23 protein-coding genes are annotated in these 22,847 nt (G+C 62.6%); 7 read left to right on the forward strand and 16 right to left on the reverse strand.

The window, feature by feature from the left end; translation table 11 throughout:
- Positions 1 to 5: 5 nt before the first annotated feature.
- Both panC and AC56KL_RS01920 read left to right on the forward strand, forming a co-directional pair.
- Positions 6 to 860: a pantoate--beta-alanine ligase gene (gene panC, locus AC56KL_RS01915; protein ID WP_497178448.1), complete on the forward strand. Its 855-nt coding sequence runs from the start codon at positions 6 to 8 to the stop codon at positions 858 to 860.
- A 115-nt stretch (positions 861 to 975) separates the two neighbouring features.
- The gene (locus AC56KL_RS01920) at positions 976 to 1,746 is read left to right on the forward strand and encodes a flagellar brake protein (protein ID WP_497178449.1); all 771 of its coding nucleotides are present in this window, start codon (positions 976 to 978) and stop codon (positions 1,744 to 1,746) included.
- A 33-nt stretch (positions 1,747 to 1,779) separates the two neighbouring features.
- Here AC56KL_RS01920 and AC56KL_RS01925 read toward each other — a convergent pair whose 3' ends face one another.
- The 15 genes from AC56KL_RS01925 to flhD all read right to left on the reverse strand — a co-directional run bounded on the left by AC56KL_RS01925 (position 1,780) and on the right by flhD (position 14,497).
- Positions 1,780 to 2,985 (reverse strand): EAL and HDOD domain-containing protein, encoded by a 1,206-nt coding sequence (locus AC56KL_RS01925; protein WP_497178450.1) that lies wholly within the window; start codon positions 2,983 to 2,985, stop codon positions 1,780 to 1,782.
- 98 nt (positions 2,986 to 3,083) lie between these two features.
- Entirely contained in the window at positions 3,084 to 3,722 is a 639-nt protein-coding gene (gene cheZ / locus AC56KL_RS01930; RefSeq protein WP_497178451.1) for a protein phosphatase CheZ, read from the reverse strand.
- A 1-nt stretch (position 3,723) separates the two neighbouring features.
- A complete protein-coding gene (gene cheY, locus AC56KL_RS01935; protein ID WP_497178452.1) occupies positions 3,724 to 4,119 on the reverse strand; it encodes a chemotaxis response regulator CheY in 396 nt (131 codons plus the stop codon).
- A 156-nt stretch (positions 4,120 to 4,275) separates the two neighbouring features.
- The gene (locus AC56KL_RS01940; RefSeq protein ID WP_497178453.1) at positions 4,276 to 5,337 is read right to left on the reverse strand and encodes a protein-glutamate methylesterase/protein-glutamine glutaminase; all 1,062 of its coding nucleotides are present in this window, start codon (positions 5,335 to 5,337) and stop codon (positions 4,276 to 4,278) included.
- A 41-nt stretch (positions 5,338 to 5,378) separates the two neighbouring features.
- Positions 5,379 to 5,972, reverse strand: a complete 594-nt coding sequence (gene cheD / locus AC56KL_RS01945; RefSeq protein ID WP_497178454.1) for a chemoreceptor glutamine deamidase CheD — start codon at positions 5,970 to 5,972, stop codon at positions 5,379 to 5,381.
- Positions 5,973 to 6,006: 34 nt separating this feature from the next.
- Positions 6,007 to 6,864: a CheR family methyltransferase gene (locus AC56KL_RS01950; RefSeq protein WP_497178455.1), complete on the reverse strand. Its 858-nt coding sequence runs from the start codon at positions 6,862 to 6,864 to the stop codon at positions 6,007 to 6,009.
- A gap of 162 nt (positions 6,865 to 7,026) precedes the next feature.
- A complete protein-coding gene (locus AC56KL_RS01955; protein ID WP_497178456.1) occupies positions 7,027 to 7,524 on the reverse strand; it encodes a chemotaxis protein CheW in 498 nt (165 codons plus the stop codon).
- A 46-nt stretch (positions 7,525 to 7,570) separates the two neighbouring features.
- Positions 7,571 to 9,751 carry a chemotaxis protein CheA gene (gene cheA, locus AC56KL_RS01960; RefSeq protein ID WP_497178457.1) on the reverse strand — a complete coding sequence of 727 codons (2,181 nt, stop codon included), beginning with the start codon at positions 9,749 to 9,751 and terminating at the stop codon, positions 7,571 to 7,573.
- Between the two features lie 36 nt (positions 9,752 to 9,787).
- Positions 9,788 to 10,153, reverse strand: a complete 366-nt coding sequence (locus AC56KL_RS01965) for a response regulator (RefSeq protein ID WP_027863763.1) — start codon at positions 10,151 to 10,153, stop codon at positions 9,788 to 9,790.
- An 87-nt stretch (positions 10,154 to 10,240) separates the two neighbouring features.
- Positions 10,241 to 10,789 (reverse strand): chemotaxis protein, encoded by a 549-nt coding sequence (locus tag AC56KL_RS01970; RefSeq protein WP_497178458.1) that lies wholly within the window; start codon positions 10,787 to 10,789, stop codon positions 10,241 to 10,243.
- Positions 10,790 to 10,810: 21 nt separating this feature from the next.
- The gene (motB, locus tag AC56KL_RS01975; RefSeq protein WP_497178459.1) at positions 10,811 to 11,770 is read right to left on the reverse strand and encodes a flagellar motor protein MotB; all 960 of its coding nucleotides are present in this window, start codon (positions 11,768 to 11,770) and stop codon (positions 10,811 to 10,813) included.
- Positions 11,771 to 11,824: 54 nt separating this feature from the next.
- Complete coding sequence (motA, locus tag AC56KL_RS01980; RefSeq protein WP_497178460.1) at positions 11,825 to 12,679, reverse strand: flagellar motor stator protein MotA; 855 nt, start codon at positions 12,677 to 12,679, stop codon at positions 11,825 to 11,827.
- A 131-nt stretch (positions 12,680 to 12,810) separates the two neighbouring features.
- Entirely contained in the window at positions 12,811 to 13,554 is a 744-nt protein-coding gene (locus tag AC56KL_RS01985; protein ID WP_497178461.1) for a class I SAM-dependent methyltransferase, read from the reverse strand.
- A complete protein-coding gene (flhC, locus tag AC56KL_RS01990; protein WP_497178462.1) occupies positions 13,551 to 14,123 on the reverse strand; it encodes a flagellar transcriptional regulator FlhC in 573 nt (190 codons plus the stop codon). The genes AC56KL_RS01985 and flhC overlap by 4 nt, the downstream gene beginning before the upstream one ends.
- A 56-nt stretch (positions 14,124 to 14,179) precedes the next feature.
- Positions 14,180 to 14,497: a flagellar transcriptional regulator FlhD gene (gene flhD, locus AC56KL_RS01995; protein ID WP_497178463.1), complete on the reverse strand. Its 318-nt coding sequence runs from the start codon at positions 14,495 to 14,497 to the stop codon at positions 14,180 to 14,182.
- Positions 14,498 to 15,086: 589 nt separating this feature from the next.
- Here flhD and kynB point away from each other — a divergent pair.
- The 3 genes from kynB to kynA are packed head-to-tail and all read left to right on the forward strand — an operon-like array spanning position 15,087 to position 17,879.
- Positions 15,087 to 15,734, forward strand: a complete 648-nt coding sequence (gene kynB / locus AC56KL_RS02000; protein ID WP_497178464.1) for an arylformamidase — start codon at positions 15,087 to 15,089, stop codon at positions 15,732 to 15,734.
- Positions 15,731 to 17,017, forward strand: coding sequence for a kynureninase (kynU, locus tag AC56KL_RS02005; RefSeq protein WP_497178465.1), 1,287 nt, complete (start codon positions 15,731 to 15,733; stop codon positions 17,015 to 17,017). The genes kynB and kynU overlap by 4 nt, the downstream gene beginning before the upstream one ends.
- Positions 17,018 to 17,036: 19 nt before the next feature.
- Positions 17,037 to 17,879, forward strand: coding sequence for a tryptophan 2,3-dioxygenase (kynA, locus tag AC56KL_RS02010; protein ID WP_497178466.1), 843 nt, complete (start codon positions 17,037 to 17,039; stop codon positions 17,877 to 17,879).
- Between the two features lie 19 nt (positions 17,880 to 17,898).
- Here kynA and AC56KL_RS02015 read toward each other — a convergent pair whose 3' ends face one another.
- The gene (locus tag AC56KL_RS02015) at positions 17,899 to 20,724 is read right to left on the reverse strand and encodes an NACHT domain-containing protein (RefSeq protein WP_497178467.1); all 2,826 of its coding nucleotides are present in this window, start codon (positions 20,722 to 20,724) and stop codon (positions 17,899 to 17,901) included.
- Positions 20,725 to 21,047: 323 nt separating this feature from the next.
- Here AC56KL_RS02015 and AC56KL_RS02020 point away from each other — a divergent pair, with 323 nt between their 5' ends.
- Both AC56KL_RS02020 and AC56KL_RS02025 read left to right on the forward strand, forming a co-directional pair.
- The gene (locus AC56KL_RS02020; RefSeq protein ID WP_497178468.1) at positions 21,048 to 22,190 is read left to right on the forward strand and encodes an acyltransferase family protein; all 1,143 of its coding nucleotides are present in this window, start codon (positions 21,048 to 21,050) and stop codon (positions 22,188 to 22,190) included.
- A 72-nt stretch (positions 22,191 to 22,262) separates the two neighbouring features.
- The gene (locus AC56KL_RS02025; RefSeq protein ID WP_497178469.1) at positions 22,263 to 22,814 is read left to right on the forward strand and encodes an RBBP9/YdeN family alpha/beta hydrolase; all 552 of its coding nucleotides are present in this window, start codon (positions 22,263 to 22,265) and stop codon (positions 22,812 to 22,814) included.
- Positions 22,815 to 22,847 lie beyond the last annotated feature (33 nt).

Here is a 22,847-nt window from a genome sequence, read left to right on the forward strand (position 1 = left end):
ACCCCATGAAAATCATTTCCTCGATCGACGAACTGCGCGACCAGCTGCGCGGCCAGCTGCGCACCGCCTTCGTGCCGACGATGGGCAACCTGCACGAGGGCCATCTGTCGCTGATGCGCCTGGCGCGCAGGCACGGCGACCCGGTGGTCGCGTCCATCTTCGTGAACCGCCTGCAGTTCGGCCCGAACGAGGACTTCGACAAGTACCCGCGCACCTTCCAGGCCGACATCGAGAAACTGGAAAAGGAAGGCGTCTACGTGCTGTTCGCGCCGACGGAAAAGGACATGTATCCCGAACCGCAGGAATACCGCGTGCGCCCGCCGGACGGCCTGGGCAACACGCTGGAAGGCGAATTCCGCCCCGGCTTCTTCGAGGGTGTGTGCACCGTCGTGACCAAGCTGTTCTCCTGCGTGCAGCCGCGCGTGGCCGTGTTCGGTAAAAAAGATTACCAGCAGCTGATGATCATCCGTAACATGGCGCGCCAGTTCGCCCTGCCGACCGAGATCATCGGCGCCGAGACGTTCCGCGCCGAAGACGGCCTGGCCCTGTCTTCTCGCAACGGCTACCTGTCTGGCGAAGAGCGGGCCGAGGCCCCGGTGCTGTTCCAGCAGCTGAACCGGGTGGCCGAGGCCATGCGCGAAGGCGGCGGCGCCCATGACGCGATGGAGTGCCGGGCGATCGAGCGCCGGGCCATGGAGCACCTGGCCGCGCGCGGCTGGAAGCCCGACTATGTCTCGATCCGCAAGCGCATCGACCTGCAGGCGCCGAATGCGGCCGAGCTGGAAGCGGGTGCGCCGCTGGTGGTGCTGGCCGCGGCAAAACTCGGCAATACGCGCCTGATCGACAATCTTGAAATCTGAGTAGTGTCAAAAGACGCTTTGATTGCGAAATTGCAATTTTCGGAAGACTGGGCTTATACTTGACGGGCGCGCCTGGCAGCGCGCATCCTGAAGCACACTCGCAAGGAAAGTTGCCGTGAACGAAACCGCTGCTCCCCTCGTCCGCAAGGGTCCGCCGAAGCCGACCGATGCATTGCACCGCATCGGCAGCACCGCCCAGCCCCACGAAATGCGCGATCCCTTCGACATCGGCGAAGCGCTCACGGCGCTGGCGCTGTCGGGCGATCCCGTGACGGTGTTCCCGGCCGGCTGGATCGAGCCGCTGATGGCGCGCATCGAATCGGTCGATCCCGAGCTGCCGCATTTCGTGCTCGATTTCACCGGCAGCGAGCGCCCGCCACCGGGCAAGGCCATCCTGGTCGCTTCGCTCGGCGGCAATGCCAAGCTGCAGTTCGAGCTCGAGCAGTCCTGGAAACCCCTGCCGGACAATCGCATGCACGTGGCGGCCGAATTCCCGCCCGCCTGCCTGGTGCTGAACCGGCGCGCCCAGCGCCGCGTGGAGACGCCCGTCGGCGTGAATTTCCAGGCCAGCTTCCGCATCAAGGGCAACGAGATCGAGCTGCCGCTCTACGATTTCTCCGAGGGCGGCATCGGCCTGCGCGCCACGCCCGAGCAATGCTTCGGGCTGCATGTGGGGAAAAAACTGGACGGCGTGCGTATCCAGCTGGGGCCAAACCTGGTCATCGAGGCGGACCTCGAGGTGCGCCTGCTGCGTCCCTTCCGCACCTTCCTGCTCGGCGAGCAGGTGCAGATCGGCTGCAGCTTCGTGGGCATGTCGATGCAGTTGCAGCAGACGCTGCAGCGCTTCCTCACCACCGGCGCGGGCGAGCGCAGGACTGCCAGGTAGGCGCTGCGGCCACCCGCCGGACGCAAAAGCGGCTTAGCCCGCCACCGACTGCGCCCAGGCCAGCGCCGACAGGTGCGCCTTGTTCACGTCGAGCGGACTGATGTCGAGCGACGCCGCCAGCGAAGCCACCAGGTTGGAATTGAGCTCGCAGGCCTCGGCCAGCGCCAGGTAGGGCCCGTAGCGTCCTTCGCGGCCAATCAGCGCCCTCACCACCTCTTCCGGCAGCGGCACCGCCTCCAGCACCTCCTTCATCGGCAGTCCCAGCAGGCGGTCGAGCAGCGAGAACATGCCGGCCACGAACAGGTTCTCCGATTCCCCGCGCAGCGAGTTCGCGCCGAGCAGCTCGGCCAGGCGCCCGCGCACCACCGCGGTTTCCATCAGCACCGGCGAATAGCCGCTGGTGCTGGCCGTGGCCAGCAGCAGCACCAGCCAGCGGTACAGCGGCGCATAGCCCATCAGGGCAATCGCCTGGCGCAGCGACTGCACCTCGCGCGCGGCGCCGAAGCCGGCCGAGTTGATGTAGCGCAGCAGCTTGTAGGTAAGCGCCGGATCGCGCTTGAGCACGTTCTCCAGCTTGGGCACGTCCTCGTTGTTCTGCACCAGCTGCATCAGCTGCAGGATGGTGCCCTGGGTCGGGTTCATGCCCTTGACCGGATTGCCGGGGCGCGGCGTCAGGTGCAGCTTGCCGACGAAAGCGTCCAGCCCGAGCGCGGCGCAGGCGTCGAAGTCGGCCCAGGTCGCTACCGGGCGGCCCACCATGCGCATTGCCGCGTGCTTGGCGGCCGCATAGGTGCGCGCCTGCGCGCCCACGTCGTTGCCGCCGAACTGCACCTCGACCCAGGAGGCATAGGGCGACAGGTTGCGTCCCAGCAGGTTGAGGTCGGCCCCGCGAATCGACACCCCCACCCCGCCGGCGCGCACGGCCTGCACCGCGGCCCGCACGTCGGGATCCGTCAGCCTGCGGATGTTCAGGGTGAGAATGGTGCGCTCGGGCGGCAGCGCGTGCAGCGCATCGAGCGACAGCATGGCGGGGACGGCATCGAGGAATAGGACCTTGTCGCGCAGCAGCCAGCCGTGCTCGGCATGGTTGACGTGCCCGGCGACGAAGCCGACCAGGTCTTCCAGCTCCTGGTCGCTCGGGACCTTGCCGTCGTGGTGCTGCCACGACAGCTCGTAGCCGATGACCCGCTGCGCCGGATCGAGCAGTGGTTCACGGACGATAAAATTTGTCTGATGCATGTGGGCGCGGTGTGAAGGTATGGCGGAGCGCGTGCTGCGCTGCACGCGCCGGATCGCGGGAGTCCGGCGCCGCAGAAAACGCCGGACCCTCGGCGCGGCTAGAAGCCGAGGCTGTCGAGCAGGTCGTCGACCTGGCCCTGGTCGGCCACCACTTCGTGCTTGCCCTCCGGGTTGATCTGCGGGCCATTCAGCAGGCCATTGTCGAACTCGCGCCGGATCTCGCTCGGTGCGAAGTCGATCAGCACCTGCACCAGCTGCTGTTCCAGGTTCTGGGCGATGCCGGTGATGCGGCCGATCACCTGGCCGGTCAGGTCCTGGAAATCCTGGGCCATCATGATGTCCATCAGCTGGGCGCGCGTCGCGACCGCACCGGCGCGCGACTCATCCAGGCCGGCGATGGTGCGTTGCGCCAGCGCGCGCCAGTCGGCGTCCGTGGCGCCCTTGTCGAGCAGCGTTTGCCAGGCGCCGGCCAGCTCGCTCGAGCGGGTCTCGATGGCGTCCTGCACGGGACCGGCGGCATCGGTGGCGTCCAGCACGCGCTTGGCGGCCTTTTCCGACAGGCGCGCCACGTAGTCGAGGCGGTCGCGCGCATCGGGGATGTCGCTTGCCGCCTTTTCGATCAGCTTGTCGAGGCCGAGCCCGCGCAGGCTCTCGTGCAGCGAGCGGGTCATGTGCCCGATCCGGCTCAGGACTTCCTCGTTGGAGCCCTCCACCGGGACAGCGGTCTGCTCAATCATCTCAGCCCGCCTTGTCCATCTTTTCGAAGATCTTGTTGAGCTTCTCATCCAGGGTCGCGGCCGTGAACGGCTTGACGACGTAGCCGCTGGCGCCTGCCTGCGCGGCCGCGATGATGTTTTCCTTCTTGGCTTCGGCAGTCACCATCAGCACCGGCAGCTTGGCCAGCGCGGGATCGGCGCGGATGTTCTGCAGCATGGTCAGGCCATCCATGTTCGGCATGTTCCAGTCCGACACCACGAAGTCGAACGACTCGCTGCGCAGCTTCGCCAGGCCCATCACGCCGTCTTCGGCTTCGTCGACGTTGGCATAACCCAGTTCCTTCAACAGATTCCGGACGATGCGCCGCATCGTCGAGAAATCGTCAACAACCAGAAAACGCATCTTTGGATCAGCCATGAATTACTCCGTTTTGAATCTTGTACTTTGGTTTAGTGGATGAGCGCCGAAACAGATCAGCCCGCAAGGCAATCCGGGTCACGTCGAGTCAGCCTCAAGAATAGCATTAATGTTGCTCTACGGCGATAAAGTGGCGGTAATACCACCGTATCCGGATCAAACACGCAACGCCCGGCTGCCCTGCGCCGCCAGATGTTCCAGCACCATGCGCGGCAGCTCCTGCAAGGGACCCACATCGTGGGCGGCGCCGAGCGCGATCGCCTCGCGCGGCATGCCGAACACCACGCAGCTCGCCTCGTCCTGGGCGAAATTGTGCGCTCCCGCGTTGCGCATGTCCAGCATGCCGGCGGCGCCGTCCTTGCCCATGCCGGTCAGGATCACGCCGACGGCATTCTTGCCGGCCGCTTGCGCCGCGCTGCGGAACAGCACGTCCACCGAGGGCCGGTGCCGGTTGACCGGCGGGCTCTGCTCGATGCGCGTCATGTAGTTGGCGCCCGAACGGCTCAAGAGCAGGTGCGAGTGGCCCGGCGCAATGTAGGCGTGGCCTGGCAGCACGCGCTCGTTGCCCTGGGATTCGACCACGCTGATCTTGCACAGCGAATCGAGGCGCTTGGCGAAGGAAGTGGTAAAGCCCTCCGGCATGTGCTGGGCGATCAGGATGCCCGGGCAGTCAGAGGGCATCTGCATCAGGAATTCGCGGATCGCCTCGGTGCCGCCGGTGGAGGCGCCGATGATGATCAGCTTTTCCGACGAGATCAGGGGGCTGCGCAGGGCCGACAACTGCGGCGTCGGCACCGCGCCCGGCACGGCGCGCTTGATGCGGGCGCGGCTGGCGGCGCGGATCTTGTCGGCGATCAGCTCCGTGTACTCGCGCATCCCGGTCTGGATCGAGATCTTCGGCTTGGTCACGAAGTCGACCGCCCCAAGCTCCAGCGCGCGCATCGTGATTTCCGAGCCGCGCTCGGTCAGCGAGGACACCATCAGCACCGGCATCGGGCGCAGGCGCATCAGTTTTTCCAGGAAGTCCAGCCCGTCCATCTTCGGCATCTCGACGTCGAGGGTGAGCACGTCCGGGTTGTGGCGCTTGATCAGGTCGCGCGCAACCAGCGGATCGGGGGCGGTGGCCACCACTTCCATGTCCGGCTGCGAGTTGACGATTTCGCTCATCACGCTGCGGATCAGCGCTGAGTCGTCGACGATCAGAACCTTGATTGTCATGCGTCGTCCTTTCAGGTCTTGTTATTCTTTTGTCAATATGGTCAGAACAGGTCGATCGCGCCGCCGACCGGCTCGACCTTGAGGCGCTTGGCGTAATCGAGTTCGCGTCTTGCCAGCGTGTCGTTCTGGGTTTGCATCAGCTTCTTCACCAGCACCTTGCCGGTCTTGGGAAAGAAGTACACCTTGCGCGGATACACGTCGTTCAGGTCCGAGGCCAGCACCGGGATGCGCTCGGTCTTCAGGAAGTCGGTGACGAAGGCGGCATTGCGCTCGCCCACGTTCATCGCCGTGAAGCCGCGCAGTACCGCGCCGCCGCCGAACACCTTGGCCTCCAGGTTGTCGCGGCGCGCGCCGGCCTTGAGCAGGTCGTTGATCAGGATCTCCATCGCGAAGCTTCCGTAGCGCATCGAGGCCGAGACCGGGCTGCCGGCGTCGCCGCCATCCGGCAGCATGAAGTGGTTCATGCCGCCCAGGCCGGTGACGCGATCGCGGATGCAGGCCGACACGCAGGAACCGAGCACGGTCACGATCAGCATGTTCTTGCCGGTGTAATAGTACTCGCCCGGCAGGATCTTGGCCGCGTCGCAGTCGAAGGTGCGGTCGTAGTAGACGTTGGTGGCAAACTGGTTGTTCATGGTCGAATCCGGTGCGGTGCGGTGCAGCTGAACATCAGCGGCGCATGGCCTGGTCAAGCTCGTACACGGTCTTGCCGCGCAGCCGCAGCGAATCCGACACGTACAGGAAGTTCTCGGAGTGCCCGGCAAACAGCAGGGCATGCGGCTTCATCAGCGGCACGAAGCGCGCGAGGATCCGGCGCTGGGTCTCCTTGTCGAAGTAGATCATTACGTTGCGGCAGAAGATGGCGTCGAACTGCCCTTCCAGGGGCCAGTCGTTGCCCAGCAGGTTGAGCTGGCGGAAGCTGACCAGCTGGCGCAGTTCCGGGCGCACCCGCGCCATGCCCTCGTTGGCGCCCTTCCCGCGCAGGAAGAAGCGCTTCAGGCGCGCCTGCCCCACCTTGTCGGCGCGCTCCATCGGATACACGCCGCCCGCAGCCACCGCCAGCACGTTGGTGTCGATGTCGGTCGCCACCACCTGCACCGGCGGGGTGAGCGTGTCGAAGGCTTCGCAGGCCGTCATCGCGATCGAATACGGTTCCTCGCCGGTGGAGGCGGCCGAGCACCAGATGGTGATCGGGGCGCCGTCCTTGCGGCGCAGGCCCGCCAGGTGCTCGGCCAGCAGCGGGAAATGGTGCGCCTCGCGGAAGAACGAGGTCAGGTTGGTGGTCAGGGCGTTGGTGAAGGCTTCCCATTCGGTCGCCATCCGGCCGGCCTCGAGATCGTCGAGGTAGTGCGCGAAGGACTGGATACCGGTCGCGCGCAGGCGCCGCGCAAGGCGCGAGTAGACCATTTCCTGCTTGCTGTCGGCCAGCGAGATGCCGGCGCGCTGGTAGATCAGCGCGCGCACCCGTTCGAAGTCGCTCCGCGTGAAGTCGAATTCCTTGACCGTATCGGTTCTTTGCTGCGGCACGTGTGTTGCCTCTTCCTTGCTGTTGCGTGTTGCTCGTGCCGGGGGCGTAGGGTGGGCAGGTTTCCTGCCCACGCGGTGATCGTTATTGGCTCCGTTTTCGAGCGCGATGATCTCGCCGTCAGGTATCACCGCGTGGGCGGCACAGCCGCCCACCCTACAAAATCATGCTGCCATCTTGTCCATCAGGCCCATCTCGCCGGACGACATCAGCTTGTCGATGTCGACCAGGATCAGCATGCGCTCGTCCACGGTGCCCAGCCCGATCATGTAGTCGGAGTTGAAGGCGGTGCCCATTTCCGGCGACGGCTTGATCTGGTCCGGGGTGAGCGTGGTCACGTCCGAGACGCTGTCCACCACCATGCCCATGATGCGGCCGGCGATGTTCAGGATGATCACGACGGTGAACTGGTCGTACACCGGAGTGCCGAGCTTGAACTTGATGCGCATGTCGACCACCGGGATGATGATGCCGCGCAGGTTGATCACGCCCTTGATGAATTCCGGCGCATTGGCGATGCGCGTGACCGCCTCGTAGCCGCGGATCTCCTGCACCTTGAGGATGTCGATGCCGTATTCCTCGGCGCCGAGGGTGAAGGCCAGGAATTCGCTGCCCGCGCCGTCGGCGCTTTCGAGGGGCTTGTTGTTCTGTACAGTCGACATGGTCGCGTCCTCTACGGTTACGGTTAGTGTATGTGAAAGTCGGGTGTCATGAAACGAGGTGGTCGTCCAGCAACTGGCGCGAGGAGCGCACCAGCGCGGCCACGTCCAGGATCAGGGCGACGCCGCCGTCGCCCAGGATGGTGGCGCCCGAGATGCCGGCCACCTTGCGGTAGTTCGCTTCCAGGTTCTTCACCACCACCTGCTGCTGCCCCACCAGCTCGTCGACGAACAGCGCGGCCTTCTTGCCCTCCGTTTCGAGGATCACCACGATGCCCTCGGACGGGTCGGTGATGCGCGGCGTGATCTCGAACATCTGGTACAGCGGAATCAGGGGCAGGTAGTCGCCGCGCACCTTCAGCACGCGCCCGCGCCCGGCGATCTCGCGGATGTCTTCCGGCGCCGGCTGCAGCGATTCGACCACGAAGGACAGCGGAAGGATGTAGACTTCCTCGCCGCTGCGGATCGACATCCCGTCCAGGATCGCCAGCGTCAGCGGCAGCGAGATCGAGATCGTGGTGCCGAAGCCGCGCGCCGAACGGATGTCCACCGTGCCGCCCATCGAGGCGATATTGCGCTTGACGACGTCCATGCCGACGCCGCGGCCGGACACGTCGGTCACCTGCTCGGCGGTCGAGAAGCCGGGCGCGAAGATCAGCTGCCACACGTCCTCGTCGCTCATGTTCTCCGAGACCTCGAGCCCGTTCTGGGCCGCCTTGGCCAGGATGCGCTCGCGGTTCAGGCCTCCGCCGTCGTCCGAGACTTCGATGACGATATTGCCGCCCTGGTGGCCGGCCGACAGGAACAGGCGCCCTGCCTCCGATTTGCCGGCCGCGACACGGGCCGCGGGCATCTCGATGCCGTGGTCGATCGAATTGCGCACCAGGTGGGTCAGCGGGTCGACGATGCGTTCGATCAGGCCCTTGTCCAGTTCCGTGGCGGCGCCGTTGGTGATGAAGTCGACCTTCTTGCCGAGTTTCGAGGCGAGGTCGCGCACCATGCGCGGGAAGCGCGAGAACACGAAGTCCATCGGCATCATGCGGATCGACATGACGGCTTCCTGCAGCTCGCGCGTATTGCGGCCCAGCTGGCTGATGGAATTGAGCAGGCGCTCGTGCGCCATCGGATCCAGGCCGCCGCTCCTCTGCTCGAGCATGGCGTTGGTGATTACCAGCTCGCCGATCAGGTTGATCAGCTGGTCGACCTTCTCGACAGAAACGCGGATCGAGGACGACTCGGCGTGCGGGTCCTTCTTGGCCGCGGCCTTCTTCTCGGCCGCATGCTCGGCCGCCAGTTCCGTCACCTCGATCGGTTCCGGCCCCTTCGGCTGGGTCGGCTGCGCTTTCGATTCGGCGGTGATGCCGGCAGCGGCGCGGATCTGCTCGATCGGCTGGAAGAAACCGTAGCCGCGCTCGTCGTCCGACAGGTCCTCGTCGGCTCCCCCGTCCGCGGCGGCAGCGCCGTCGTCGTCGAAGTCGAAGAAGCCGTAGCCCTGCTGGTCTTCGATGCGCTTGCGCTCGGCCGCCTCGATGGCGCGCTGTTCCGGCGTCAGGGCCGGGGCCTCGAAGATCTTCAGGTCTTCCGGATCGAGCACGAAGGAGCAGATCGCGATGATGTCGTCCAGGCTCTCGTGGGTGGTGATGATGATGGCGCTGCGCCCGCCGTCCAGCGGCGTGACCTTGGTCCGCCCCATCAGACCGAGCTCGTCGACCAGGGCGCTGATGTCGCGCTGCTCCACCGGCGGCAGCTCGATCTTGTAGCGGTGCGCCCCTTCGGTCGTATGCGCCGTCCGTGCTTCCGCAATGAGATAGGACGGCGCCACGTTGGGCGCCTGCGGCACCAGGCCCTCGGCCAGGTCGTGCAGCACCATGCGCACGTTGGCGACCACCTCCTGGTCGACTGCCGCGCCATGGCGATGGCCGTCGAGCTGCATCTTGAGGCTGTCCTTGGCCGCAAGGAAGGCGTCGACGTGGTTCGAGGTGAGCGCCATCTCGCCCTTGCGGATGCGGTCCAGCAGCGACTCGAGCACGTGCGTGACTTCGCTCATGTCGGTCAGGCCGAAGGTCGAGGCGCCTCCCTTGACCGAATGGGCGGTGCGGAAGATGGCGTTCAGGTCTTCCGGGTCGGGCGCCGCCACGTCGACGGCCAGCAGCAGCCGCTCCATTTCGGCGAGCAGTTCCTCTGCCTCGTCGAAAAAGACCTGGTAAAACTGACTGATGTCGATCGTCATGATGAGATTCTCTGGATTGCCTGATGCGTCATCGACTTAGCCGATGACCTTTTTCACCACTTCGATGAGACGCTGCGGATCGAACGGCTTGACCAGCCAGCCGTTGGCGCCGGCAGCGCGGCCCTTGGCCTTCATCTCGTCGGACGATTCGGTGGTCAGCATCAGGATCGGGGTCTTGGCATAGGTCGGCAGGGTGCGCAAGGTCTTGATCAGGGCCAGGCCGTCCATGCGCGGCATGTTCTGGTCGGTCAGGACCAGGTCCACGCTCTGCAGCTTCGCCTTGTCGAGGCCATCCTGGCCGTCCACGGCTTCCACCACGTTGTAGCCAGCCGCCTTCAGGCTGAAGGCCACCATCTGGCGCAGCGAACTGGAATCGTCGACCGCGAGAATCGTTTTTGCCATGTTTTGCTCCTGCTGTTTTATCCGGACTGGTCCGGTTGAATGTTGAGTGGCGAAGGTTCGTCTAAATAAAAGGGGCTGCCGGCGGACTCAGAAGAGTTCGATGTCACCGCTCTCGAGGTGATGCTGGTCCACCGACTTGCGCAGCATGCTGCGCAGCTCGAGCGACTGGATCGCCAGCGCCATGCTGACCTTGCCCAGGCGCTCGACGATCTCGTCGCTGTCGGTCTCCGGCGCAATCTCGGCGCCATGCTCGCTCAGCGTGCCAAGGAACTCGCGCAGGCCGGCCACGCGGCGCAGGGTGCGGTCGATCAGCTGGCTGGTCATGTCCTGGAACTGCATGCTGGTGATGGCCGAGTTCACGTGCAGGCCGATCTCGCCCGACATGTCCGCCAGGTTGGCGCTGTCTTCCGCGCTCGGCGTCTCGCCGGCCAGCAGCCGGTTGATCGCTTCCTGGCGGGCGCCCACCGCCGTGTGGATGGCCATGAAGCTGCTGGTCAGCTTGTCGATGGCTTCCTCCAGCAGCAGTTCGGTCTGCAGCAGGTCGGTCTCGACCTCGGTCAGGTGACGGCGCCCGTGGATGGCCACGCCCGACAGCAGGCGCTTCACATGCGATCCGAGTATCTTTTTTCTTTTCATTCGAGTCTCCTTCCGGCCGGGCTAGCGCACGGCCGGCGCGCTGGCGCCCGCCGCGACCGCCTCGGCCACCGGTGCACCGGCCGCCGCTGCCGGCTGCTGCGCGGGCACCTCGAGCGAGGCGGCGTCGCGCTGCACGGCCTCCTCGGTGCGCTTGTTCATCACGATGATGCTGATGCGCCGGTTGATCGGGTTGAACGGGTCGCTGCGGTCGAGGTGGGCGGCCGAGGCCAGGCCCACCACGCGCAGCACCTTGTCGTCGGGCAGGCCGCCGCGCACCAGTTCGCGGCGCGAGGCGTTGGCGCGGTCGGCCGAGAGTTCCCAATTGCTGTAGCCGGCATCGCTGAAGTACGGGGTGGCGTCGGTATGGCCCGACAGGCCGATCTTGTTCGGCACCTCGCCCAGCACCATGCCGATCACGTTCAGGATTTCTTTCGTGTAGGGCTGCAGCTCGGCCCGGGCAAGCGCGAACATCGGGCGGTTCTGCTCGTCCACGATCTGGATGCGCAGGCCTTCGCTGGTGATGTCGAGCAGCAGCTGGTTCTTGTATTTCTTGAGCAGCGGGTTGACCTCGATGATCGATTCGATCTTGGTCTTGAGCGACTGCAGGCGCTCGGCTTCGGCGCGCGCCACCTGGGCCTTGGCGGCCTCCAGGTTGTAGGTCTTCGAAGTGGGATCGATGTCGCCCTTCTTGACCTGGCCGTTGCGGCGGGTCAGGTCGGTGCCGCCGCCCTTGATGACCGAGGACGAGTCGCCGGCGCCGGTGCCGCCCGCCATCGCCACCTTCAGCGGGGTCTTGAAGTATTCCGAGATGCCTTCCAGGTCGCCCTTGGCGGTCGAGCCGAGCAGCCACATGAGCAGGAAGAAGGCCATCATCGCGGTCACGAAGTCGGCGTAGGCGATCTTCCAGGCGCCGCCATGGTGGCCGCCCTGCACCTTCTTGATGCGCTTGATGACAATGGGGCGCATGCCGTCATCGGCCATGGTTGCTCCCCTGGTTCGAGTGGCTCAATTGGTCGGATCGAAGTGGCATGCAGCTTACTTCTTCTTCTTGATGTGCTCTTCCAGCTCGGCGAAGGACGGACGCTCGGTCGAGTACAGCACCTTGCGGCCGAATTCGACGGCCAGCGCCGGCGCGTAGCCGTTCAGGCTGGCCAGCAGCGTGACCTTCACGCACTGGAACATCTTGGTCGATTCTTCCAGCTTCTGTTCCAGCACGCTGGCCAGCGGGGTGACGAAGGCATAGGCCAGCAGGATGCCGAGGAAGGTGCCGACCAGCGCCTTGGCGATCAGGATGCCCAGCTCGGCCGGCGGCAGGCCCACCGATTCCATCGTGTGGACCACGCCCATCACCGCCGCCACGATGCCGAATGCCGGCAGGCCATCGCCGACCTTGGCGATCACGTGGGCGGGAATGGCGCCTTCGTGGTGGTGGGTCTCGATCTCGTTGTCCATCAGGTTTTCGATCTGCATCGCATCCATGTTCCCCGACACCATCAGGCGCAGGTAATCGGTCATGAATTCCACGATGTGGTGGTCGGCCAGCACGGCCGGGTACTTGGAGAACAGCGGCGAGGCTTCCGGTTCCTCGATGTCGCCTTCGATCGACATCAGGCCTTCCTTGCGCACTTTCGACAGGACGTCGAACTGGAGCGCCATCAGCTCCATGTACATGTCTTTTGTATATTGCGAGCCCTTGAACACGGTCGGCAGGGCCTTGACGGTCGCCTTGATCGACTTCATGGTGTTACCCACGAAGAAGGCGCCCAGCGCGGCGCCGCCGATCATCAACAGTTCAATCGGCTGCCACAGCGAAGCCAGGTGACCGTCGGCCAGGGCAAAGCCGCCGAACACGCAAAGGCAGACAACGATATAACCAAGAATGACTAACAAGGGACCCGCTCCACGAACGCCGGACGACAACTCCGGCTACTCAAATTAAGTGATTTCAAGCAAAGTTGATGCAGGGAACCACTCTAGCGGGAGAACGCCCCATCGGCAAGCAAAAAGGCCGGTTTTGTCGTCTAAAAGTGCCAGATATACAGGGCTGGACCGCCCTCTGTGGGATAGACGGTACGGTCCGGTGAACGATCGTCAATGACGAATTCGTAACTGACGAGCGAGGTCCCCGGACGCATTTCACGAACGGCCTTGCGCCACAGCGGCCCCATGGCGGCCGGGGACAGGTAGGCAAAGACCAGGTCGTAGCGGGCGAAGTCGAGGTCCTCGTAGTCGCCGCGCACGAAACGGGCGCCGCTTCCCGCCAGGCGCGCGCGCAGGGAACTCGCCAGCCAGGGCAGCGGCGCCAGCTCGATGCCCGTCGCCTCGACCCCGGGGCGCAGGCGCGCCAGGTGCAGCACCAGGCCGCCCAGCCCGCTGCCGATGTCGATCACCCGCACCGGATCGCGCGGCGGCAGCAGGCGGGCCACCGCCTCCCACACGGGACGGCTGGACGGATAGTAGGGCACCTGGGTGCGGTAGGTGGACCAATACAGCAGCAGCAGGAAAACGAAGACTGCAAGGAAGGCCCCGGGCGGGATGTCGAACCCGGACGCGCCCACCAGCGCCACGGGAAACAGCAGTCCGATCGCGCGCCACCAGCTGGCCAGGCCGCGCCACCAGCTGAACGCGGCGGCGAGGACACCCTGGATTAGGGCTACGTTCAAATAGGACATGGGCAGGCCGGCGCTGGCCAGCAGCCAGGTCAGCACCAGGGTCGGGGGAACGGCGGCGGCCTGCAGCAGCAGCGCCGCGACGGCCGGTGTCACTCGGCGGCCTGGCCGGCGCCCTGGCTGGCCGCGGCGTCCCGGGCGTCCTTGGCCTTGCGCGTCTTGCCGGCGCGCGAAGGCATGTGGCACAGGCCGCACAGGTAGCCGGCGTTCAGGTCGAGCGCATTGACGACGAACTTGCCCTGGCACTTCCCGCACGGGGCCAGCACCAGCATGCCGCTCTGGAAGAAGCGCACCAGGGTCCAGGCGCGGGTGAGCGAGAGCAGCGGCTCCTCGCCCGGCGCGGGCGGCATCTGTTCGAGGTAGAGTTGATACGCCTTCATCACGGCATGGATGCCGGTGGCGCCGGCGTGCTCCACCAGGAAGTGGTGGATGTTGATGAACAGCGAAGAATGGATGTTCGGCTGCCAGGTCAGGAACCAGTCGGTCGAGAACGGCAGCATGCCCTTGGGCGGCGAGACGCCCTTGAGTTCCTTGTACAGCTTGAGCAGGCGCTCGCGCGAGAGGGACACTTCGGTTTCGAGCAGCTGGAGGCGCGCCCCCAAGTTGATCAGTTCGATCGCAAGCTGGATTTCCTGGGCTTCCGATACGACGCTTTTCTTGCTCATTCCCGCTCCCGCTAGTATTTCTGGTGCGATCCCGGCGGGAGCGCTTTAGCGGGATTTTATACGATCTCTTCCACCGGCTGGCCGGCCATCAGGATCGCGGCATGCGATTGGGCCAGGCTGCGCTCCTTGGTGTGGCTGGTCAGCATCGACAGGATGGCGGTGTCGTCGAAGCGGAAGCGGGCCAGCATCATGTTGCCGCCGGCGAGTTTCAGGATCTGGGCATTGCTCATGCCTTCGATCAGGTCAGCGATATCGGCGGAGACGCCGAGACGGAAAATGGCGGTGACCTTGTCGGCGCGGATCATCTGCTGGGCCAGCATCAGGTAGCTCAGGTTTGCATCGCGGATTTCAGCCATCATGTCGTTCATCGTCATTTTCATCTCTCCGTGCGTTGGATCGGCGACTTGTGTGTTGCCGTTGAGATAGATTCTGACTGTGAGGAAACTTTTTTGATATTGGACGAAATCTGTATTTTTCGTCCGCAAAATGACGGAATGACCCGTAGGAGTTTGTCTGACAAACCCTGCCGGATCACTATGACGCCCCTATGAAAAAGGGGCTGTGCGAGTTGCGGAAAACCCGCCGGATTGTGGACGCCTGACCTGCTTGCTGTCGTGCGCTTGATACGGTTTACGTCAAGCTTTCGGAGAACTTTAGGGTTTTCGCAAACTTTTTTTCAACCCTTTCGCACCTCTCACCTCCATTAACGGAGGCGCCGGCGAGAACTTGAGGGTATTTTTAAAAAATTTTTCGAGACCCTTTACTGCGCTTCTGGTACCGGTAACGGCAGGGGTTTGGGGAACTTTAGGGTTCTTGAGAAAATTTTTAAAAAAATTTTCGCAAACCTGAATGCGAGAGAATGTGTTGGCAGCAAGCCAACAACATGGGGCAGCGGGGTCGGGATCTTGCTACACTGCGGGGCTGGAGACGCTTCAAGCCTCAACCATATCAAACAAGGCAAGCATGGAATCTTTACGACTCTGGGACATCAGCCCGACGATCTCGGCTGCCATCCCGGTCTGGCCCGGCGACACGCCCTTCGAGGCCGCCCCTACCTGGCAGATCCAGGACGGCTGCCCGGTCCGCGTCAGCCGCATGACGATGACGACCCACCTCGGCGCCCATACCGACGCCCCCAGCCACTACGACCCGGCCGGCCCGGCGATCGATCAGGTCGACCTGCGTCCCTACATCGGCCCTTGCCGCGTGATCCACTGCGTGGGCGTGGGAACGGTCGATGCGGCCCACCTGGAAGGCAGGCTCGAAGGCGCCCCGGCGCGCGTCCTGCTGCGCACCTATGCCAGCGCGCCCCAGCATGCCTGGGACCCGGCCTTCCCCGCCATCAGCCCGGCCGCGATCCGCCTGCTGGCCGCGCGCGGCGTGCGACTCGTCGGCACCGATGCTCCCTCGCTCGACCCGCAGGATTCCAAGACGCTCGACGCCCACCACGCCGTGCGCGCGGCCAGCATGGCCATCCTCGAAGGCATCGTGCTCGACGCGGTGCCCGAGGGCGACTACGAACTGGTCGCCCTGCCCCTGAAATTCGCCGGCATGGACGCCAGCCCGGTGCGCGCAGTGCTGCGCGAACTGCCAAGGAAGGAACACGCATGAACAGCCCGCGCATCGACACTCCGCGCATCAACACTCCGGCCACCCGCGCCGATTGCCTCGCCCGAGACGAGCGCGACCCCCTGCGCCCCTTGCGCGAGCGCTTCGACCTGCCCCCGGGCGTGATCTACCTCGACGGCAATTCGCTCGGCGCCCGCCCGAAAGCGGCGCTGGCGCGCGCGCAGGAGGTCGTGGCCCGGGAATGGGGCCAGGACCTGATCAAGAGCTGGAACACGGCCGGCTGGTTCGACCTGCCCAAGCGCCTCGGCGACCGCCTGGCTCCCCTGATCGGCGCCCGCGACGGCGAAGTCGTGGTCACCGACACCACCTCGCTCAACCTGTTCAAGGCCCTGGCTGCGGCGCTGCAGCTGCAGTCCGAAGGCGGCGGTAGCGACCGCCGCACGATCGTCACCGAGCGCAGCAACTTCCCGACCGATATCTATATGGCGGAAGGCCTGACCCGCTGGCTGCAGCAGGGCTACCGGGTGCGCCTGGTCGACTCGGTGGAAGAGATCCCGGCGGCCGTGGATGCCGACTGCGCGGTGCTGATGCTCACCCACGTCAACTACCGTACCGGCTACCAGCACGACATGGCCGGCCTGACCCGCCATGCTCACGCCGCCGGCGCGCTGACCGTCTGGGACCTGGCCCACTCCGCCGGCGCGGTGCCGGTCGACCTGCACGCGGCGGAAGCCGACTTCGCGGTCGGCTGCACCTACAAATACCTGAACGGCGGCCCGGGCGCCCCGGCATTCATCTGGGTGCCGCAGCGCCACCAGGCCGGCTTTGCCCATCCGCTCACCGGCTGGTGGAGCCACGCCAGGCCGTTTGCGATGTCGCACGGCTTCGCCGCCGCCGAGGGCATCGGCCGCGCCCTGTGCGGCACCCAGCCGGTGCTGTCGCTGGCCCTGGTCGAATGCGGGCTGGAAGTGTTCGAGGCGACCACGATGGAGGCGATCCGCGCCAAGTCGCTGGCCTTGACCGATCTGTTCATCGAACTGGTCGAGTCGCACTGCGCCGGCCACCCGCTCGGCCTGGTGACGCCGCGCGAGCATGCGCGCCGCGGCAGCCAGGCCAGCTTCACCCACCCGCACGGCTACGCCGTGATGCAGGCCCTGATCGCGCGCGGCGTGATCGGCGACTACCGCGAACCCGAGATCATGCGCTTCGGCTTCACCCCGCTGTACACTGGCTTTGCCGACGTGTGGGATGCGGTGGCGATCCTGAAGGACATCCTCGAGCGCCGCGACTACGACGCGGCGCTCCAACCCAGCGCCGTGACCTGAACCAGTACTGGAGCCCAGCATGAACGACAAAGCGAACACCAAGGCCGAATGGCACGGCGCCCAGCTGGATTTCAAGGAGTCGATGAGCTATGGCGACTACCTGGGCCTGGACCAGGTGCTGTCGGCCCAGCATCCGCTCTCGCCGAACCACAACGAGATGCTGTTCATCATCCAGCACCAGACCAGCGAGCTGTGGATCAAGCTGATGCTGCACGAGCTGCAGGCGGTGCGCCGCCACATCCGCGCAGGCGAGCTGCCGCCGGCCTTCAAGATGCTGGCCCGGGTGGCCCGCATCATGGATCAGCTGGTGCATGCCTGGGACGTGCTGGCCACCATGACGCCGCCCGAGTACACGGCGATTCGTCCCTACCTGGGCGCTTCGTCGGGCTTCCAGTCCTTCCAGTATCGCGAGCTGGAATTCATCCTTGGGAACAAGAACGCGAACCTGCTGGGCGTGCACGAGAAGTCGCCCGAGGCGCACGCCGTCCTCGCACGCGAGCTGAATACGCCTTCCGTCTACGACGAGGCGGTGAAGCTGCTGGCGCGCAGCGGTTTCACCATCGCGCCGGAACGGCTGGACGCCGATCCGACCCAGCCGACCCGGGCGGACGAGAGCGTCAAGGCCGCCTGGCTGGGCGTCTACCAGGACACCCAACACCATTGGGCCCTGTACGAACTCGCCGAGAAGCTGGTCGACCTGGAGACCGCGTTCCGTTTCTGGCGCTTCCGCCACGTCAGCACGGTCGAGCGCATCATCGGCTTCAAGCAGGGAACCGGCGGCACCTCCGGCGCCAGCTACCTGCGCAAGATGCTCGACGTCGTGCTGTTCCCGGAATTGTTCGCGCTGCGTACCGCCCTCTAGAGTTCAAAACCTTGATAACTCAATATCGATCTCGTCCCCATTCAGGTTCATAATCCTCAAAATCATGAACATCGGCATCCCATTTGTCTAGCTCAACATGGCCCTCAACGATTCTTCGCAAATGTTGTTGTTCTGATTTGCTCTTAGTCTCAAACATTCCGAGTAAATTCTCTTGGCATTTAGTAACGTTTAGCCCCTTTTCAAGCATATCCTCTAAAACGTATGATATATCATCAGTCATTTTAGCAAAAAGGGTTAGCACCGACCGCCACCATGGGGAGGACAGAAGCGGGCCAATATCTATACCTCGATTTGCGCATAATTCGGTTGCGCTTAAATACTCCTGATATCGCAGATGACCAAATCCGAAGTCACCATCTGACGTCATTGGGACTAACACATTACAAGGGTCGACCAATTCATGAACAGCAAGCCTTATATGGGACTCACTCATGCGGCTCCGTCGACCAGCAATTCGTACCGCTGCATTTTCAAGATCTTTCAGAGTTGCAGAACGAACGTTGCGAGAATGAAGGTAAAAGGCCAGTTTTCTTGCAATAGTTTCAAGCGCAGAATGGTGCGATTCAATTCTTCTTGTTTTTTTGTGGATGTCATAATGCCCAAATAGAAGTTTGAATCGCTCTGCATACATGCTCAACTCACCCTCGGGCAATGGCACGTTATTCTCAGCCAATACGCAGAGGATAGTCGCAAGCAAGGGACTTCGCACTATCTCCCGCAATTCCTTCGCTTTGGCAAGATGCTGCTTAACCGTATTAGCCAAGTCGGGCCTATCAATAAACCATCCCTGAATAAAATGAAGCACCTGCTCATCTGTAAAAGGTAGCAAAGTTAGACCAAGATAATGAATATCATCGGTATAACGCCCGCTCATTCTAGACGATAGAATTATTTGACAGTTGGCGTATGTCTTCTCTACTCCCTCGATTGCTTCCAATATCCACGGAGTGCGTTTTACCACCTCATCCACACCATCGAAAATAAAAGTGACACGCTGCTTAGCCTTAATGAACGCAGCCATTTCATTGGCGCTATAGGCCTTTTCTGCAGCAAGGAAATATGACAAACAGCTCTCAAGTTTTTGCACAGGCGATAGCGGACTCGATATTGGCGGAAGAATTTTCTCTGCCAGAATACGGGTCAATGGAAGGAATAAGGTAAGTTCGTTTTCTGAATCTCTGCCAGATGCGAAAGCTGCATACTGGTGCAACGTTGTAGATTTTCCTGCCCCAGCCTCTCCATAAACAGCGCAATGAATCCTTGTAGCAAACACCTCGCGCAACGGCATGCTGATACGCTGAGATGAACTGAGCTTTGAGTCGTTTAAAGCATTCTCCGGGACTAATACGCCAGAAAAATACTTATCCCCAAACAAGTCTTCAAGCAACACAAAAAGCTTTTGGCAACGGGAAAAGAACTCCCTAATCTCAACGGGACTTTGGCTTCCGCTTGACAGTAGATTTATCCTTTTTGCAAGCCAAGCCTTTTCTAGCTCAATGCCGTGCGCTAGCACATGCCCATCTATTGTGATCTCATAGTTCGGCTCCTCAACTCTTTTTGCAATCCGCGAACTCAATTGTTTATGCTTGGACTTAACCAATGCCAGCTCTTTCAACAAAGCGGAAAGTCGAACTTTTGCTGTAGACTTTAGTATGGCAATTTCTGCCGAAACCTGCTGAGCGTGCGTACTACACTCATCAATTACTAGACCCAGACGATCATAAACTATCTCGGTAGTATGTTGACTCTCTTGGAGCGATTGCAGCTGAGCTTGCAAACCCAAATTTTCCGAACGAATTCTATTAAGCCGATGGTTTTCGTCAAGTGTTAATTCATTTTTAGGTTTAACATTTGAAAGGTGTGCGCTGTCAAGCTTAATCTCTTCAGTTAAGGCATCTGAAACTACTTGCCCAGCGCTCTCGACGAACGCCAATAATGCAAACTCGATCTGGGTGCGCGCGGATATTATTTCTTTCAATAGAGCTTGATTCGCTGGCGAGATCCATCTCTTATATTCAATATTGAATTTTTCGCGCAACTCAGCAATTGAGGGACTAAAGATCTCGTCTGTTCCGAAATGCAAAGAGGCAATTGCCAGCTCCTCAAATCTTAACCAGCGAGAGTGCGGGATTGTATAGTGCATCTGCACTGGAGAAAACGTAGTAGAGAACAGACTCTTAGTAGTAATTTTCCCGACGCCGAAATCCAGATCGCAGTAAAAATCAGCTACCTTCTTTTCATTGGAATAGTTGAGGGCGCTCAACAAATCCGCATTTGAGATATTTGAAAGCAATTTCGCTTCGATGGCGAAAGATTGACCGCAAATTTTCTCTGCAATTTCAGGTAAAAGTCGAACCAATTCAACCACAATCATACGACCATCAAGAATTCGCACACCACGACTTGCTAGTCCTGAGACCCCTTCGAATCTGCTCTCCAGCGCACGTGTATTGATCTCGTAAGGAGTAATAAAATAGATACTTGTCGGCAGCTGAGCTTGCCCAGAGAGGGAAGGAACTTTTTTTTCTGAAGCTTGCTGAAGTTGCGATACGATTCCTGCGAAACTTGCAGATTTCCCAGCAGCTGCAGAGGCCGTTGTTTTTTTAACCTGAATAACGCAAATCTCTTGATAGCCAAAATTTCCGCCTTTCCTACAAATTACATCCTTCCCCCCTTCCGAAGGACCGCCATGATAATCGACTTGGTATCCCATAGATTTAAAAAGTGGGATGATTGCCGTCTCAGTAAATTCAGCTTCAGACATCTCCTGAAGCCTTGAAAGCAATAGATCATCTCGTGTCACTGGTGTCTTTTTATTTGTCATGGGAGTTGAATATTTTTCGTTCTTTGAGGAATGGTTTAACCCGAATTCAGCAAATGTTCGTACGCTACAGTTTGATTGATCCGATTTACCCTTTTGCAATCTCTGTAGCAACAAGATATTCTGGCAAGCAAGCAAGCAACAACAGATAGTATGCGTTTTTTCGTGAGCCTGCAGCCATAATCGCCGCACTGTCGGTAGTTGATGCAGGTAGATGGCATCACGCTGATCTAATGCCTTTCCAGACTGTCCGTCCCATGTATTACGCATGATGAAGCAGCCGCAGAGCAGTGTATGATCGCATGTCTCCATGACCTGAAGAAACAATGCCGCCACCGCCTACGCTCGGGCAGCCGCTTGAGCAATCATTCTCGGTCTATCTCGACCTGACCCGCTTCCTTGCCGCGGTCCTGGTCGTGGTCTCGCACTACGGGTTCTTCGGCCTCATCGCGCCGGGCGCCTGGGGTGAGCTGCCGGCCATGGGGCGCGAATCGGTGATCGTGTTCTTCGTGCTGTCCGGCTTCGTGATCGCCGCCACCGTGGCGCAGCGCCGTCCCTCGGCGCGCGACTATGCGGTGGCGCGCCTGTCGCGCGTGTACTCGGTGGCGCTGCCGGTCCTGCTGCTGGCGCTGGCGGCCGCCTGCGCGATACGGGTGTGGTCCGGCGCCTTCCAGGTAGAAGGCTATGTGCTCGACAAGCTGTATGTGTACCTGCCGTTTCACCTGCTGTTCCTCGGCCAGCACTGGAACCTGGCCGAAACCCCGCCCCTGATGGTGCCCTACTGGTCGCTCGGCTACGAAGCCTGGTACTACCTGCTGTTCGGGCTGGCCTGCTACCTGCGCGGCGCGCGCCGCATTGCCCTGGTTACACTGGCGCTGGCGGTCATGGGCTACAAGCTGTGGCTGCTGCTGCCGGTGTGGCTGGCTGGCGCATGGCTGTTCCATGCCTGGCGCGGCCCGTGGATGTCGCCGCTGGTGGCCAGGTGCGGCTGGCTGGCAAGCATGCTGCTGCTCGGCGCCTGGGTGGCGCTGGACCTCGAAAGCCCCCTGCGCGCGGCCGCCCTGGCCTGGTGGCCTTTCCCCGCGCTGCCGCTGGGCAGCGCCGACCGGTTCCTGGCCGACTATCTGGTAACCTTGCTCGTGCTGGCCAACTTCGCCTGTGCGCGCGAGGCCGGTTTTTCCGGCCTGCTGCGAGTCGCGCCGGCGGTGCGCCTGCTGGCCTCGCACACCTTCACCCTGTACCTGTCGCACTCGATCGTGATCGGCCTGTGGCTGGCCTTCTACCCGCACGACCGGCACGGCGGCGCCGACCACCTGCTGCTCGGCGTGGCGATCGGCGCCGTGACCATCCTGCTCGGAACCGTGACCGAGCGCCGCCGCGGCCTGTACCACGCCCTGTTCGCCCGGCTGCTGCCGGGCCGCCGTCCCCGAGCGCATGATGTCGTGGCGGCAGAGAAGTCCGAAGCCTGAGCGGCCGCCGCTGCCGGCGCGGATTTCGACGTACAATCGCCTTGATCTTTTTTCAATGGCGATGGAGGCATGATGAAGTGCGACGTACTGATCCTGGCAGGCTTGTGGAATTCCGGTCCCGAGCACTGGCAGAGCCAGTGGCAGGGGCGCTACCCGGCCTGGACCAAGGCCGAGCACCGCGACTGGAATTGCCCGGACCGCGACGAGTGGGTGTCCGAGCTCGACGCCGCCATCGGCGCCTGCAAGGGCGCGCCGATCCTGGTCGCCCACAGCCTGGGCTGCATGCTGGTCGCGCACTGGGCCGCCAGCCGTTCGCCCTTGAAAGTGGCCGGCGCCTTCCTGGTGGCGCCGAGCGACGTCGAGGCGCCCAGCTACCCGGCGCCGGTCAACGGCTTCGCGCCCATCCCGCTCGCTGCCCTGCCTTTCCCGAGCGTGGTGGTCGCCAGCACCGATGATCCCTACGTGTCGAGCGAGCGCGCCGCCGCCTTTGCCGGGGCCTGGGGCAGCCGTCTGGTGCGCATTGGCGACGCCGGGCACGTGAATGCGGATTCGGGGCACGGCCCCTGGCCGGAAGGCGAGCGCCTGCTGCAGGAATTCTGCGACGAGATCGGACGCACGGCTTGAGGCACTAAAGCGCGCTGCGGCAACTGAATAGCG

This window comes from Telluria sp. ZB4P34 (genome assembly GCF_059686055.1).